Consider the following 13,093-nt stretch of genomic DNA (forward strand, 5'->3'; position numbering starts at 1 on the left):
ATTTTCAATCGTTCGACTTTCGTAGCTAGGCGGAGGTCGCAGCCTTTTGTTCCACGTTTCGGCTATAACTATTAGAAATACCAAAATGAGTCTGGGTTTTTCCCAGACTCATTTTTTTGGTTTCAACCCTTTTCTATCTCGTAAAATAGCCCCTTAACCACCAATCAGCCGGACAATATCTGGCGGTAATGGCGCAAAAGTTGTTAAATCGGCTTCAATGAATGGATCATAAAACTGTAGCTGCATACAATGGAGCGCTTGGCGGTCAATCAACGGACTGGTCGGTCCACCGTATAATTCGTCGCCGATCAACGGATGACCAGCGTGAGCAAAATGAACCCGAATCTGATGCGTCCGCCCTGTGTGTAGTCGCACACGGACGACCGTCATTTCAGGTAACCGTTTGACAACCCAATACTCCGTCAGTGAAGCCCTTCCAGTTGGCGTAATCGTTCGTTTAATAAACGAATCAGCAGCGCGACCAATCGGTTGATCTAACCAACCATGATCCGCAACTAGGCTGCCGCTTACGACCGCCAGATACATTTTACGCATCGCATGCGCTTTGAGCTGACGATCAATAATCGAATGTGCAAAATGATGTTTAGCAAATAACACGATACCACTTGTATCACGATCCAATCGCGTGGTGATGTGTACGACTTCATTATCATAATGTTGGGCTTGATAGTACCCTTTGACCCGATTCGCCAGCGTATTATTCGGTAGTCGATGCGCCGGCACTGAAGCGACCCCCGCTGGCTTATTAACAATTAAATAATCGCGATCTTCATACAAAATATTCAGTGGCAATGTGGAAGGCCCTAAATGATCGTTGCCGATCTCATCTGGCGTCACCATTGTGACCGTCTCGCCACCAGTAAGCAGTTGAATCGCTAACACCGCTCGCCCATTAACCAGGATTGCGCCGCCATGAAACTTCACCTTTTTTAATAGGCTTCGCGTCACCCCATGTTCAAAGAGTACGGTCTTAACTTTGATCGGCTCGGTGGCTGTATTTGTCCACATAAACCTCATTTTTCGTCCAATCCAATGAAGGAAGTGCCAACTCGTTTCCAGAAACGGTTATGACGATGCTGGGCAAAGGCAATCCGGCGATTAGCAATGGAATAGCAAATTTGCTGAATTGGCCGTGGCTGAGTATCCATTTGATCGGCCGTAAAAATGAAATGCGACTGTTGCTGCGGCTTGATGGTAATCGTTTCATATGGCGCCACAATGACTGGCGATCCCAAAGTTCGGAAGACGCGGTTATTAATTGACGCAATTTCAGCCATTTGGAGCGCATCCAAACGCGGATGGATCACCGCACCACCAACTGACTTGTTATAAGCCGTGGAGCCAGTGGGCGTTGAGACACACAACCCGTCGCCTCGAAAACGTTCAAAAAGTTCATCTTGAATATAGACATCCGCCACCATGGTGCTCCCAAGCTTTTTAAGCGTCGATTCATTCAACGCTAAATAATGATCCGTTTCGCCGGTATCCGCATACTTGATCTCAACTGATAACAGTGGATAAGTGACGGATTGGCCGTTATCATGTTGCAACCCATCAACGAGCTGATCGATCTCATAGTCTCGCCAGTCGGTATAGAAGCCTAAATGCCCCGTATGAACCCCGACAAACCGAACTTGATCAACCATGTCGCTATAGTGATGGAAAGCCGACAAGAGCGTCCCATCGCCCCCTACGGACAACACAACATTTGGCTGATAATCATCAATTTCAAAACCAGCGGCCACTAGCTTGGTATGTAATTCTGCCGCGACTTTTTTGGTTTTGGGATTAGAATTTGCAAATATGGTTACTTTCATGGTTCCTGATCTTCCTTTGTTGGTGACTGTGCGTCGGTTTGAGACCCTTTTCCATATGAAAAAAGGCTCTGTGCTTCTTGAATCTCTTCACGAATTTCGGACATTTCCTTATCCAAACTGAAAGCGGCTTCAGCCGCTCGTTGCAGCCGCTGACTCAAATTTTCTGGAAAGTCCCCTTGATATTTGTAGTTTAATGAGTGTTCGATGGTCGCCCAAAAATTCATGGCTAACGTCCGCACTTGGATTTCGGCCAGAATTTTTTTCTCACCGCCGACCATCTGGACTGGATATTCAATCACGATGTGGTAAGAACGGTAGCCTGATGGCTTTTCATTACTAATATAATCACGTTCTTCTAAAATCGTCATATCGGTCCGTTTGCGTAATAGATCGACCACTTGATAAATGTCTTCCACGAATTGACACATGATGCGCAATCCGGCGATGTCCTGCATATCTTGTTCTAAGCGATCTTCTTGAACTTTACGCCGCACCATTTTTTCCTTGATGCTATCAACCGGTTTGACCCGTCCCGTCACAAACTCGATAGGTTCATGTTGACTCAAATCACGAAATTGCTTGCGCATTCCCCGCAACTTGACCTTTAACTCATCAACGGCCTGTTGATAGGGTAATAAAAAATGATTCCAATCTTCCATCAAGGCACCTCCGTTTCAAATCCATACCTTTAAAATTTTACCATATTTTGACAGAATAAAAAGCAATGGCTTCTTGGTTTAACAATTGACATTAACAACCTTACAAACCGAAGGGGGTGGAGCAGATTACTTTACGAAACAAGGAATTCGGTGCATGATGACAGTCGAAGGTTTATTTAAAATAACGATTTTCGTTCGTAAATAAAACTTGTGCTGGAATTAAAAACTTGCAAATACCTAGGTTCGTTTGGTATTCTGCACTATGACGCGAAACGAGAAAGTGGAGGAATTATGACGTGTTAGAAGTGTATTTATTTGTAAATCCATTGGCGACACAATGTGTGCGCGATGAACAAAATGTGTTGCGGCTGGCCAATGATTCGGATAAGCAAATTCAATTCCAATTCGTACCCTTATTGAATATCAATGTGGTACAAAAGGCGCTAAAAAATCAAGGCTTCAAGAGTTCCGATTGGCAAGCTCAAAATCAACAATCACAGACGCTCTATCGGGTGATTCTTGACTATAAAGCGGCTTTATTCCAAGGCAAAAAGCGTGGTCGTAATTTCTTAATTGCGATGCAAGCTGCCATGTTAAAAGCTGGTCAACATTATTCAGAAGACTTGGTCAAAACGGTTGCGGCTGAAAGTCACATTGATTTGGATATGTTTATGGAAGATCGTAATAGTAAGTTGGCCAAACAAGCTTTCCACGCTGATCAACGATTGGCTTCGGAAATGAACATTACAGAGGCCTCCTCAGCAGTCGTTTTTGATTGTGATCAATACGACTACGGGGTATTATTGGAACATTTTAACTATGCCACCTTGTTTGATTTAGTTAACGGTCATTTGGATCCATTCCACGAGTTAACCCATCGTACCAACTGTGCTGCTTTAGATGGCAGCCAGCTCCACGTTTTATAATTCAGGAATTGCAATTATTCAAACGCTAAAGAGTCTGGGACAAAACTCCTGACTCACACGAAAAAGGTAGTTCTGAGAAATCATTTGATTTCTCAGAACTACCTTTTTAAGCTTATGTACGCACAGAGATGACGATCCCTGCTATTCTTAAGGTGCTGAAGCCAAAAAGAAAAGAGGTCGTTAGCTCCATGCAAATGAATTATACCAGTAATCAACCCACTTTGAAACTCAATCTAATTTGGCAACCTCAATCAACTCACGTTGCTTGGGCCATCAATGCCATTGTCAATGATATTCCGACTCACGTCATTAAGGCTAACTTAGCGGCGACCGGACGCCCCTCATACCCACCACAGTTACTACTAAAACTTTTCTTGTTTGGTTACTTACGACGTACTTTTTCAGGTAGAAAGCTCGTTCAAATGGCTAATGAAAACCTTGTGATGCGATGGTTTATTGGCAATCATTATGCCATTCCGAGTTATCGAACCCTCAACCGTTTTCGCAGTGATCCTAAGACTAAGCCGCTAATCACTGGGCTCTTCACGGCCTTTCGTGATTATCTAACAATGATCGGTCTTTTTGACGAATCCGCACTATTTATTGATGGAACCAAAATTTTAGCTGATGCTAATAAATATAGTTTCGTTTGGCGTAGAGCTGTTGAAAAGGCTGAACCTAGACTCGATGGTAAAACCGCGCGGCTTTACCATGAATTAGTTGATTATCAAGTTAATGTGCCACAGTTGTCACCTAAAAGACAAGCGCTAACTGCCAAAGAGTTGGTTAAACTAACGACTGCTTTGACCATAGCTATCAACGATTTAAATAAACGAGTTAAACAAGAAAAACCTAAACGTGGTGGCTCAGCTCTCAAACGCCGTCGCCGTAAATTGAAACACTTTCTCCACCAATTAACGAGTGATTATTTGCCACGTAAACAAAGATATGAGTTCGATAAAGCAACTTTCGGTGACCGTAATAGTTTCTCAAAGACTGATTTAGATGCGACCTTTATGCGTATGAAAGAAGATCCTATGCTGAATGGTCAATTAAAGCCAGGCTATAACTTGCAAGTCGCCAGTCAAAATCAATTTGCACTCTATTATCAGCTATTTCAACGACCGACTGATACTCGAACACTAATTCCATTTGTAAACCATATCTTCAAACAGACACCCAATGCTATTCACTGGATAGTCGCTGATGCTGGTTACGGCAGTGAAACTAATTATCAAAAACTTACCGATGACTTCCAAGTCCACTATTTGATTCCTTATGGGATGTATGAAAAAGAACAAACTCGAGCCTACCACAAAGACCGCCGTAAAGTTGCTAACTGGCATTATGATGAAGCCAATGACAAATACACTGATCTAGACGGTATTACCTTTACTTTTCACAATTATAGTACGCGTCATGACCATTATGGCTATAAAAAACAATTCAAAACTTATCGTACTGTCGAATACTTTGAAGATCCGAAACGAGAGAAACTTGCGACAACAAAGAAAGGTAATCGCCGCCAAATAAGTATTAATTATAATTGGTTATACTTTAAAAATAGGGCTAAAGAACAACTAACTAGCAAGATTGGTCACGCATTGTATGTTCGTCGTAAGATTGAAATTGAACCGATCTTCGCTGATTTAAAGACTTACTTGAAATTCAAACGTTTTTCAGTACGTGGTCTAACTGCAACCAACAATGAGATGGGGATTGCTTTAATGGCTGAAAATCTATCGAAACTATCTAAAATTGCTGGACAACCACATCTAAAACCAAAGAAAAGTGGTGTCAATCGCCACAAACCGGCAATTGACACCACTTACTTATTTAGATTCTAGGGTTTTGTCCCAGACTCTTTTTTGACCTTATTTTTTGATCAAACTTTCAAATTCTGTTAAACGCTGTTCAAACACCTTAAAGGCCGCATCCAGATATGCTGTTTTCGTCATATCAACGCCCGCATTGCGCATCACTTCAATCGGAAATTCAGACGATCCCGCTTGTAAATAGCTCAGATACTTTTTAACCGCATCCGGTTGCTTTGTCGTGATGTGTTCCGCTAAGGTTGAAGCCGCTGCAAAGCCAGTAGCATACTGATAAACATAATAATCATAATAAAAATGTGGAATTCGCGCCCACTCATCCGCAATCTGCGGATCACTGACCACGTTGTCCCCGTAATAATGTTTGTTTAGGGCAAGATAGTGCTCTGACAGTCGATCCGCGGTAAGGGACTCCCCAGCAGCCGCCTGCGTATGCAACCATTGTTCAAACTCAGCAAACTGGGTCTGACGGTAAACGGTCCCCTTAAAACCATCGAGATAGTAATTTAAAACATATGCTCGGATTTTAGGATCAGTTTCAGTTGCCAAGAAATAGTCCGTTAACAAATTTTCATTCGTTGTCGATGCAATTTCCGCCACAAAAATCGAATAATCCCCGTATTGATAAGGCTGATGATGCGTCGTTTGGTAAGAATGCATACTGTGCCCCATTTCATGCACTAGCGTGTATAAATTATCAATATTATCCTGCCAATTAAGCAAGATATATGGCGCCGTATCATACATTCCCGAAGAATAAGCCCCGCTACGTTTGCCTTGATTTTCAACCACGTCAATCCAGCGGGAAGCAAATGCTGTCTTAACATGTTTAACGTAATCTGGTCCTAAGACTTTTAAGGCTTTAAGTGCCGTTGCTTGAGCTTGTTCGTAGGTATAGGTGAGTTCTGGTTTGCCCGTCAATGGCGTATACATATCGTACATATGTAACGCATCGACTTTTAAGATCGACTTGCGCAACGCAACATAGCGATGCAATAAGTCTAAGTGATCGTTCACCGAGTTCACTAAAGTGTCGTAGACGGTCGTTGGAATTTGATCAGTAGCCATCGCAGCCGTTCGTGCATCCGCATAATGATGGGCTTGAGCATCAAAATTATCCGCTTTCACTTGACTCGCCAAAGTTGAAGCCAGTGTCCGCCGAAACTGTGAGTAAACTTGATACAATGCACTAAAAGCTTCTCGTCTAACTGCCGGCTTAACCGAGGCCAGCAAAACGCTGTAGACACCCTGCGATAATTTAACTGGTTCGCCCTGATCATCATGAACAGTCGGAAAGTCGAAATCAGCATTGGTTAACACGCCAAAGGTCTTCGCCGAGGCATCAAAAATATCGCTTGCACCGGCTAATAGCGCTTCTTCACCTTCAGATAAAACATGGCCTTTTTGTAACCGGATCGTATCCAAAAAATGACGATAATCACGTAACTCAACATTTTCATCTAAGAATTGATCTAATTGTGCCGATGTTAATTGTAAGATTGCGGGCTCCAACCAGGCCGTTGCGGCGGAAACTTTCGCCGTTAAACTTCCAGCTTGATCATCCAAGGCCTGATTCGCGCTATTCCCCGTATCCTGATCACTCTTTAAGCTGGCGTAAACGGCCACTTTTTCCAAACGACGTGTTAAGTCTAAAACGCCTTGCACACCCGCAAGCACGGTTGTCGCTGAGTCTGTAAAAGCGGTTTTTAACGCGGCCACCGAGGCTAAACTGGCCTTTATTTTATTGACATCCGCCTCATAAGCAGCCGTCGTGGCATAGATTGGGGTCAGATCCCAGGTTAATTGAACTGGTACCGCCGCTCGAGTTGGTAGTTGTTTTGTTGCACCCATACAGGTCCCTCCAATTAAATTGATATAGACTAGCGTAACACATAATTTTATTAAACCTGATCAACAGGTTCGCTCAATGTTTTGACCAAGCCAACTGCCCCGCCTGAAGCTGCCAAACTCCCGCAACACGCCGGATCACTTTTGCGGCGGCCAACTCGGTAACTACAGCTGCAATTAATTGTGCCTGGAGCTCGTCTGATGCCAGCAAGCAAGGCCGCTGGGCCAAACATGGTGTTAAAGTTCGCCAAATTATAGCCAGTAGCTGGGCAGGTGTTCGCGTTGCCGGACCTTGGCGTAAAGTCACAAAAATATGGAGATACCAAGCTAAATAGGTGGTTTTTAGAATCGGCACTTTAGGCGCCATCATAAAGACCCAAAGTGGTAATTGCGCTAAAGTCCCGCCATGCCGATAACAATAAGTTTGTAACGTGACCATCGCTGGTTGCCGTTGTAAACGTCCCAGAATCAACCGATGTTGATAGTGCTCAAATTGTACGGGAACACGAATTGGTGGTGGAAAATTGGGCTGATAAGTCAATAATTCGGGCACCGAAACTTGTTTAGCCGCCCATCGTTGCCGCTGGTAGTTCAACCGTTCACCATCGACAACGGTCAAATTTAACAATAATTGGCCCCCATTTGCGTTCGTACACCAATAAATTAGAAAGCAGCCCCAAGCATGATGATGTTGTAGAAACTTCAATGCCTTGGCGTTAGCCCTTAATTGATGTTGATATGGCGAACCGAGTAGCCATAGCACACGATACCCATGCTCACGATAGCCTTTCGTCCGTTGCGTCAACTTTTCCACGGCGATCGGTGAGCACTGAAACTCTAAGGCCAGCGGCTGATGATTTCCGAGTTGCACCAACACATCCGGTCGTTGATGAATCGCTGGTAATCGCGCCTCTAGCTGCACCGTGTAGCCAGCCGCAGCAAACCACGCAGCTAATTGCTGCTTGCCTAATATATGTTCGGCAGTCTCACCTTCTGAAAAGGTCTCACAAGCTTGATTAGCTTTGTGTGCAAAATGCGCACTCATCACGGTCCCCCTTTTTAGCCGCACGGGCGCCTGACAACCAGGACAACGATACACACTTTTTCGATCAGCCGCGGTTGCAGCAATCAATTGTGCGGACTGATTTTCAGCCATCAACATATCTCACCATCCCCTTTAGCACTCAACTACGTAAAAGGCTGGTTGTAACCACAAAAAAAAGCCAAGCAAAATTGCTTGACTCTCAAATGTTCATTATTTGAAATAATGTCGAACCGTCTCTAAGGCCGCGTTAGACATGATCTTTTCACCATGTTCAAGTAAAACATCCGCTGTCACCTTAGTCTGGTCACCATACTCTAAAGCCACTGCGACATCATCTTTAATGACGCCGGTAGAGGACTGATCAACAAAGAAAACTAATTCTAAATAATACTTATCCCGATATTTGAATAAGTTAGAAGCTAAGCCATCTGGCCGAAAAATTTGTGCTAATGAAATCACATCTTCAAAGCTGTCGAATGCTAGTACAAATTCTTTGGTTGGTGTCTCAGGGTCATCAATATAAGGATCTAAATCATTCGTATCTTTAGTCTGATTATGTTTTACACCCTGTGGTTGATCAGTGCTATCCGTATCGGTTTGCATTAATTTACGTTTCAGATAATCTGAAACGTCATCTTGCATATCGTGGTCACTGGATTGGTTGGGCGACTGGGTCGCCTTCGAAATCGTGTCCTGCAAGTTCTCACTATTCTTACTAATAAATAACTCTAAACCGTTCCGATTTGGTAGAACTTGGAAAGTCACGGCATCGTTATCTTGGAATTGATGATCAACATCAACTTCCTCTAAAATACTATAAAAGAAACTTTCAATTTGCTTATGATTCCCTAGTAAATCTAGTACGCGAATACCGCGTTCATTGAGATCATCGTTGCCGATTAGAACTCGAATCGTATCATCATTGATTCGTTCCATCTCCATTACAGATCCACCCCTTTCTAAGTGTCAAGGGCCATAATCACTATCACAATTCTAACTTATTTCAGCGCATTGTAAAGTAATCTATCTGAAATAAAAAAATTGGCTCGTTAGAATCCTAACGCACCAATCGATTCATTTTCAACTATTTGCAATTGCTTGTGCCCGTTGAAGTTCCAACGTCCGAATTTTTCGTGGTAAGAAACGCCGAATCTCATCTTCATTGTAACCGACCTGTAACCGTTTTTCATCTAATAAGATAGGCCGTCGCAAGAGACTCGGATCCTGACTGATCAGCTCATAAAGTTGATTCAAAGACAGATCATCAATATCCAACTGTAACCGCTGGAAAGCCTTGGAACGCGTCGAAATAATCTCCTCAGTGCCATCTTCAGTCATCTGTAAAATACCTTTGATTTCGGCAATCGAGAGCGGTTCCGCAAAAAGATTCCGTTCCGTAAAATCAATTTCATGCGTCTGTAACCAAACTTTGGCTTTCCGGCATGAGGTACAACTTGGTGAAGTATATAAGGTAACCATTGAGTCTCCTCCTTTTGCGTTGCCAACAACAATTCTTTATCACAAATAATATTATACCCGTTTTATTAATTTTTGTGAATAGTTTTTATAAAAATAATCAAATGCATGTCAATAACTTTTTGAACACATTTCGATTAAATGTATTATTATTTATCGATATTCCGTTTACAAAAGGAATTATGTCATTAATTGTCTGGCGCACAATTTAGTTACAGCTTATCAAAATAATAAATATTAAGACGATTTTCCCATTAAAAAAACCAAGTCCAGGATCGACTTGGTTTTAAAAACTAACCTAATTTTAACTGTAAATATTTCTGAGCAACGACGACTTGAACACCCTCACCAGCAGTTGCTTGAGCTTCTTTGCGCAATTGTTCAAAATCAACATCTTGAGGTAAATGCGTTAATAATAACTTTTTAGCATGCGCTTCCTTCGCAATCAAACCTGATTGTGCCGAAGTCATATGCCAAATTTTGCCCGTCTTATCAGCACCAAAGTTTGTATCAGTCATCAGTAACTGTGACCCAGTCGCAAATTTAGCCAGTGACGGGATAAACGCAGTGTCAGCGGAAAAGGTCAGCTGTTCGCCAGTCGCCCGTTCAACCAGCTTGACGGCAAATGCCGGTACCGGATGCTTGGTCCGTAAAAATGTCACGTCAAATGGCCCAATTTTATTTACGACATCAGGGTGATAAGCACGCCCTTCCGTTGCACCAGCCCAAGTCAGGGCACCAAAATTAAGTGGGTCTTCTGTGTGGCCATAGATTGGCAGGATTGGCGTTTTACGGTCACCCTGGCGTAATTGCCAATAATACTGTAAAACGCCAACGTCAGCGGTGTGGTCGTGATGATAATGGGTCAATAAGACCGCGTCCAACTGTAACGGATCTAAAATTTCTTCTAGGGCATTTAATGCGCCCGAACCACAATCCAATAATAACTGATAGTTACCTGATGTGACTAAGTACGAGCTAGTACCAACGCCATCATAAGGATAACCACCGTAATAACCTAATACGGTTAACTTCATCGTTATCATTCCCTTCTGAGTCTATTTTAACGTAGCTGAAAGAAAAATTGAAACCGTTAACCTAACTTGTTTTCAATTATTTTCGAAAACACGTATAATAATAAGTGTAATAATTAAGGAGTGATATTTGATGAGTGGAAAGATTTCAGCAACATTTGGGACGCGTAAAATTCTAACCATGATCCAGCAAAAGCACGCTGATCGTGATTTACTATTAATGCAAGCCAACGCCACTGAAGATCGATACATGTTACTCGACCTATCTGGTGAAAAAACGGTTTTTTCAAGTCCAGTTTCATATGACGTCTTATTATCAAAAGGTAATGAAGACTGGCACGGTATGACTAGTTTCATCTTTATGGACTTACCTATTGAAGAACAAAAAGTTTTTAATTCAAAATTCACAGCATTTCGTGCGGATTTTGAGAAACCAAATGGGCTCAAACACTTCTGGATCTTACGAGAAGCCAAAAATGACGCTGCCTTTGTTATCGTAACGAATTGGCACAGTGATTCTGAATACGCAGTTTGGTTACGAAGTGAATCCTTTAAACCATTTGCTAAATATTTGACCCCAGACTTCGATTACCACGAAAGCCGTTATGCTTTTGTTCGTTCACTCAAGTCTTAACAGTCAGTGACACTCAAGTCGATTTCTGACTCGAGTGTTTTTTTATGGCCTATGGTAAGCCGATCTACAAATTGCAGCCAGATTGATCTGAAACGGTCCTAATACTTGGTGATCGAACGCTGTAAACACACACTGGTCTTTTTCCAAACTGGACTTACACTCGCAAGTCGAGATAGGTCCTTTTTCGCGGTCTAAGTGGCTGCCCTATCCTATCAATCAGCTTTTATCAAGGCTAAGTTTATCAATGGCCGTTTTATCTTGATTACCAACAACCGATATTTTAGAACCCCATTAATTGCAACCACTATTTAACGTTAACATGGCACGGATCGGTTCGTTCATCGTAGCTTACTGCTAAGCCTAAGTGCCTGTATGCTCATTTCTTGGCTGAAAAAGCGCCTCGTTCAGCGACCATAACTGTAAAAGCGGATGACCCCACTTGAGCCGTGATCCGCCGTGAACACTGCGATACACTAACTACTCTTGAATTAATGCTTTTTTCGAAAAAAAGAAGATTATCAATTAAGATAATCTTCTTTATAAGACGGTCCGTACGAGACTCGAACTCGTGATCTCCTGCGTGACAGGCAGGCGTCCTAAACCAACTAGACCAACGGACCAAATTGCGGGAGCAGGGTTTGAACCTGCGACCTTCGGGTTATGAGCCCGACGAGCTACCAGACTGCTCCATCCCGCGATAATGTAATGACCCCTACGGGATTCGAACCCATGTTACTGCCGTGAAAGGGCAGTGTCTTAAACCACTTGACCAAGGGGTCATATTTATAAAATGAAACTAACGGAGAAGGAGGGATTCGAACCCTCGCACCGCTTGCGCGATCTATACCCTTAGCAGGGGCACCTCTTCAGCCACTTGAGTACTTCTCCAATGGGCCTAAATGGACTCGAACCATCGACCTCACGCTTATCAGGCGTGCGCTCTCACCAACTGAGCTATAGGCCCATAAAAGCGGGTAACGAGAATCGGACTCGCGACTACAGCTTGGAAGGCTGTCGTTTTACCACTAAACTATACCCGCAACACTTATGGCGCGGGACAGAATCGAACTGCCGACACATGGAGCTTCAATCCATTGCTCTACCGACTGAGCTACCGAGCCATTTTTAGCCATAAAATATTTAATTAGTGTAACGGTCCGTACGAGACTCGAACTCGTGATCTCCTGCGTGACAGGCAGGCGTCCTAAACCAACTAGACCAACGGACCAAATTGCGGGAGCAGGGTTTGAACCTGCGACCTTCGGGTTATGAGCCCGACGAGCTACCAGACTGCTCCATCCCGCGATAATAAGGAGGATGAGAGATTCGAACTCTCGCGTGGTTTGACCCACCTGACGGTTTTCAAGACCGTTCCCTTCAGCCAGACTTGGGTAATCCTCCATTTAAAAAAGTATAACTAGGAACTTGTCCACTATAATTAGTAGATGGACCTTGTAGGACTCGAACCTACGACCGAACGGTTATGAGCCGTTTGCTCTAACCAACTGAGCTAAAGGTCCGAGCTCTTTATTCCTATCGCGGCAGGGGGAATCGAACCCTCGACCTCCCGGGTATGAACCGGACGCTCTAGCCAGCTGAGCTACACCGCGATCTGTTAAATAATCAAAGATTATCTAATCGGGAAGACAGGATTCGAACCTGCGACCCCCTGGTCCCAAACCAGGTGCTCTACCAAGCTGAGCTACTTCCCGTTATATGCACCCAGTAGGAGTCGAACCTACAACCTTCTGATTCGTAGTCAGACACTCTATCCAATTGCGCTATGGGTGCTTCATAAAAG

At 43.4% G+C, this 13,093-nt stretch carries 11 protein-coding genes and 14 tRNA genes; 3 read left to right on the forward strand and 22 right to left on the reverse strand.

Translation table 11 applies throughout. The features are described from left to right. Positions 1-153: 153 nt before the first annotated feature. The 3 genes from RA086_RS08395 to RA086_RS08405 are packed head-to-tail and all read right to left on the reverse strand — an operon-like array spanning position 154 to position 2,500. Entirely contained in the window at positions 154-1,038 is an 885-nt protein-coding gene (locus tag RA086_RS08395; protein ID WP_308703380.1) for an RluA family pseudouridine synthase, read from the reverse strand. Beyond that, a complete protein-coding gene (locus RA086_RS08400) occupies positions 1,035-1,838 on the reverse strand; it encodes an NAD kinase (RefSeq protein WP_308703381.1) in 804 nt (267 codons plus the stop codon). Before RA086_RS08400 ends, RA086_RS08395 begins: the two co-directional genes overlap by 4 nt. Then, positions 1,835-2,500: a GTP pyrophosphokinase gene (locus RA086_RS08405; RefSeq protein WP_308703382.1), complete on the reverse strand. Its 666-nt coding sequence runs from the start codon at positions 2,498-2,500 to the stop codon at positions 1,835-1,837. The genes RA086_RS08400 and RA086_RS08405 overlap by 4 nt, the downstream gene beginning before the upstream one ends. A gap of 293 nt (positions 2,501-2,793) precedes the next feature. Here RA086_RS08405 and RA086_RS08410 point away from each other — a divergent pair, with 293 nt between their 5' ends. Both RA086_RS08410 and RA086_RS08415 read left to right on the forward strand, forming a co-directional pair. Then, positions 2,794-3,423 carry a DsbA family protein gene (locus RA086_RS08410; RefSeq protein ID WP_308703383.1) on the forward strand — a complete coding sequence of 210 codons (630 nt, stop codon included), beginning with the start codon at positions 2,794-2,796 and terminating at the stop codon, positions 3,421-3,423. A 188-nt stretch (positions 3,424-3,611) separates the two neighbouring features. After that, entirely contained in the window at positions 3,612-5,270 is a 1,659-nt protein-coding gene (locus RA086_RS08415; RefSeq protein ID WP_308703384.1) for an IS1182 family transposase, read from the forward strand. Positions 5,271-5,297: 27 nt separating this feature from the next. Here RA086_RS08415 and pepF read toward each other — a convergent pair whose 3' ends face one another. The 5 genes from pepF to RA086_RS08440 all read right to left on the reverse strand — a co-directional run bounded on the left by pepF (position 5,298) and on the right by RA086_RS08440 (position 10,661). Next, positions 5,298-7,106, reverse strand: coding sequence for an oligoendopeptidase F (pepF, locus tag RA086_RS08420; RefSeq protein WP_308703385.1), 1,809 nt, complete (start codon positions 7,104-7,106; stop codon positions 5,298-5,300). A gap of 73 nt (positions 7,107-7,179) precedes the next feature. Then, positions 7,180-8,265: a competence protein CoiA gene (locus tag RA086_RS08425; protein WP_308703386.1), complete on the reverse strand. Its 1,086-nt coding sequence runs from the start codon at positions 8,263-8,265 to the stop codon at positions 7,180-7,182. Between the two features lie 93 nt (positions 8,266-8,358). Then, positions 8,359-9,090: an adaptor protein MecA gene (locus RA086_RS08430; RefSeq protein WP_308703387.1), complete on the reverse strand. Its 732-nt coding sequence runs from the start codon at positions 9,088-9,090 to the stop codon at positions 8,359-8,361. A gap of 138 nt (positions 9,091-9,228) precedes the next feature. Next, positions 9,229-9,627 carry a transcriptional regulator SpxA gene (gene spxA, locus RA086_RS08435; protein WP_308703388.1) on the reverse strand — a complete coding sequence of 133 codons (399 nt, stop codon included), beginning with the start codon at positions 9,625-9,627 and terminating at the stop codon, positions 9,229-9,231. A gap of 290 nt (positions 9,628-9,917) precedes the next feature. After that, a complete protein-coding gene (locus RA086_RS08440; protein ID WP_308703389.1) occupies positions 9,918-10,661 on the reverse strand; it encodes an MBL fold metallo-hydrolase in 744 nt (247 codons plus the stop codon). Between the two features lie 130 nt (positions 10,662-10,791). On the opposite strand from RA086_RS08440, the gene RA086_RS08445 reads away from it, so the two are divergent. Further along, positions 10,792-11,292, forward strand: coding sequence for an antibiotic biosynthesis monooxygenase (locus RA086_RS08445; RefSeq protein ID WP_308703390.1), 501 nt, complete (start codon positions 10,792-10,794; stop codon positions 11,290-11,292). Positions 11,293-11,837: 545 nt separating this feature from the next. Here the strand turns inward: RA086_RS08445 and RA086_RS08450 are convergent. The 14 genes from RA086_RS08450 to RA086_RS08515 all read right to left on the reverse strand — a co-directional run bounded on the left by RA086_RS08450 (position 11,838) and on the right by RA086_RS08515 (position 13,083). Further along, a tRNA-Asp gene (locus tag RA086_RS08450) sits at positions 11,838-11,912 on the reverse strand. 3 nt (positions 11,913-11,915) lie between these two features. Next, positions 11,916-11,989, reverse strand: a tRNA-Met gene (locus RA086_RS08455). Between the two features lie 9 nt (positions 11,990-11,998). Beyond that, positions 11,999-12,071: transfer RNA gene (locus RA086_RS08460), tRNA-Glu, on the reverse strand. Between the two features lie 21 nt (positions 12,072-12,092). Continuing rightward, a tRNA-Ser gene (locus RA086_RS08465) sits at positions 12,093-12,180 on the reverse strand. A gap of 2 nt (positions 12,181-12,182) precedes the next feature. Then, positions 12,183-12,256, reverse strand: a tRNA-Ile gene (locus RA086_RS08470). Positions 12,257-12,261: 5 nt separating this feature from the next. Then, a tRNA-Gly gene (locus tag RA086_RS08475) sits at positions 12,262-12,332 on the reverse strand. A gap of 8 nt (positions 12,333-12,340) precedes the next feature. Next, positions 12,341-12,413 (reverse strand) — tRNA-Phe (locus RA086_RS08480). A 32-nt stretch (positions 12,414-12,445) separates the two neighbouring features. Then, positions 12,446-12,520, reverse strand: a tRNA-Asp gene (locus RA086_RS08485). A 3-nt stretch (positions 12,521-12,523) separates the two neighbouring features. Continuing rightward, a tRNA-Met gene (locus tag RA086_RS08490) sits at positions 12,524-12,597 on the reverse strand. A 6-nt stretch (positions 12,598-12,603) separates the two neighbouring features. Next, positions 12,604-12,693 (reverse strand) — tRNA-Ser (locus tag RA086_RS08495). A gap of 45 nt (positions 12,694-12,738) precedes the next feature. After that, positions 12,739-12,812, reverse strand: a tRNA-Ile gene (locus tag RA086_RS08500). A gap of 16 nt (positions 12,813-12,828) precedes the next feature. Then, positions 12,829-12,902, reverse strand: a tRNA-Met gene (locus RA086_RS08505). A 28-nt stretch (positions 12,903-12,930) separates the two neighbouring features. Next, a tRNA-Pro gene (locus RA086_RS08510) sits at positions 12,931-13,004 on the reverse strand. A 5-nt stretch (positions 13,005-13,009) separates the two neighbouring features. After that, positions 13,010-13,083 (reverse strand) — tRNA-Arg (locus RA086_RS08515). Positions 13,084-13,093: the final 10 nt, after the last annotated feature.

The sequence above is a fragment of the Lactiplantibacillus brownii genome, assembly GCF_031085375.1.
GTDB lineage: Bacteria > Bacillota > Bacilli > Lactobacillales > Lactobacillaceae > Lactiplantibacillus > Lactiplantibacillus brownii.

Excerpts from the sequence above, each read along its gene's own strand:
- RA086_RS08395 (WP_308703380.1), bottom strand. The coding sequence starts at position 1,038 with ATGAGGTTTATGTGGACAAATACAGCCACCGAGCCGATCAAAGTTAAG.
- RA086_RS08400 (WP_308703381.1), bottom strand. The coding sequence starts at position 1,838 with ATGAAAGTAACCATATTTGCAAATTCTAATCCCAAAACCAAAAAAGTC.
- RA086_RS08415 (WP_308703384.1), top strand. The coding sequence starts at position 3,612 with ATGCAAATGAATTATACCAGTAATCAACCCACTTTGAAACTCAATCTA.
- pepF (WP_308703385.1), bottom strand. The coding sequence starts at position 7,106 with ATGGGTGCAACAAAACAACTACCAACTCGAGCGGCGGTACCAGTTCAA.
- RA086_RS08425 (WP_308703386.1), bottom strand. The coding sequence starts at position 8,265 with ATGTTGATGGCTGAAAATCAGTCCGCACAATTGATTGCTGCAACCGCG.
- RA086_RS08430 (WP_308703387.1), bottom strand. The coding sequence starts at position 9,090 with ATGGAGATGGAACGAATCAATGATGATACGATTCGAGTTCTAATCGGC.
- spxA (WP_308703388.1), bottom strand. The coding sequence starts at position 9,627 with ATGGTTACCTTATATACTTCACCAAGTTGTACCTCATGCCGGAAAGCC.
- RA086_RS08440 (WP_308703389.1), bottom strand. The coding sequence starts at position 10,661 with ATGAAGTTAACCGTATTAGGTTATTACGGTGGTTATCCTTATGATGGC.
- RA086_RS08445 (WP_308703390.1), top strand. The coding sequence starts at position 10,792 with ATGAGTGGAAAGATTTCAGCAACATTTGGGACGCGTAAAATTCTAACC.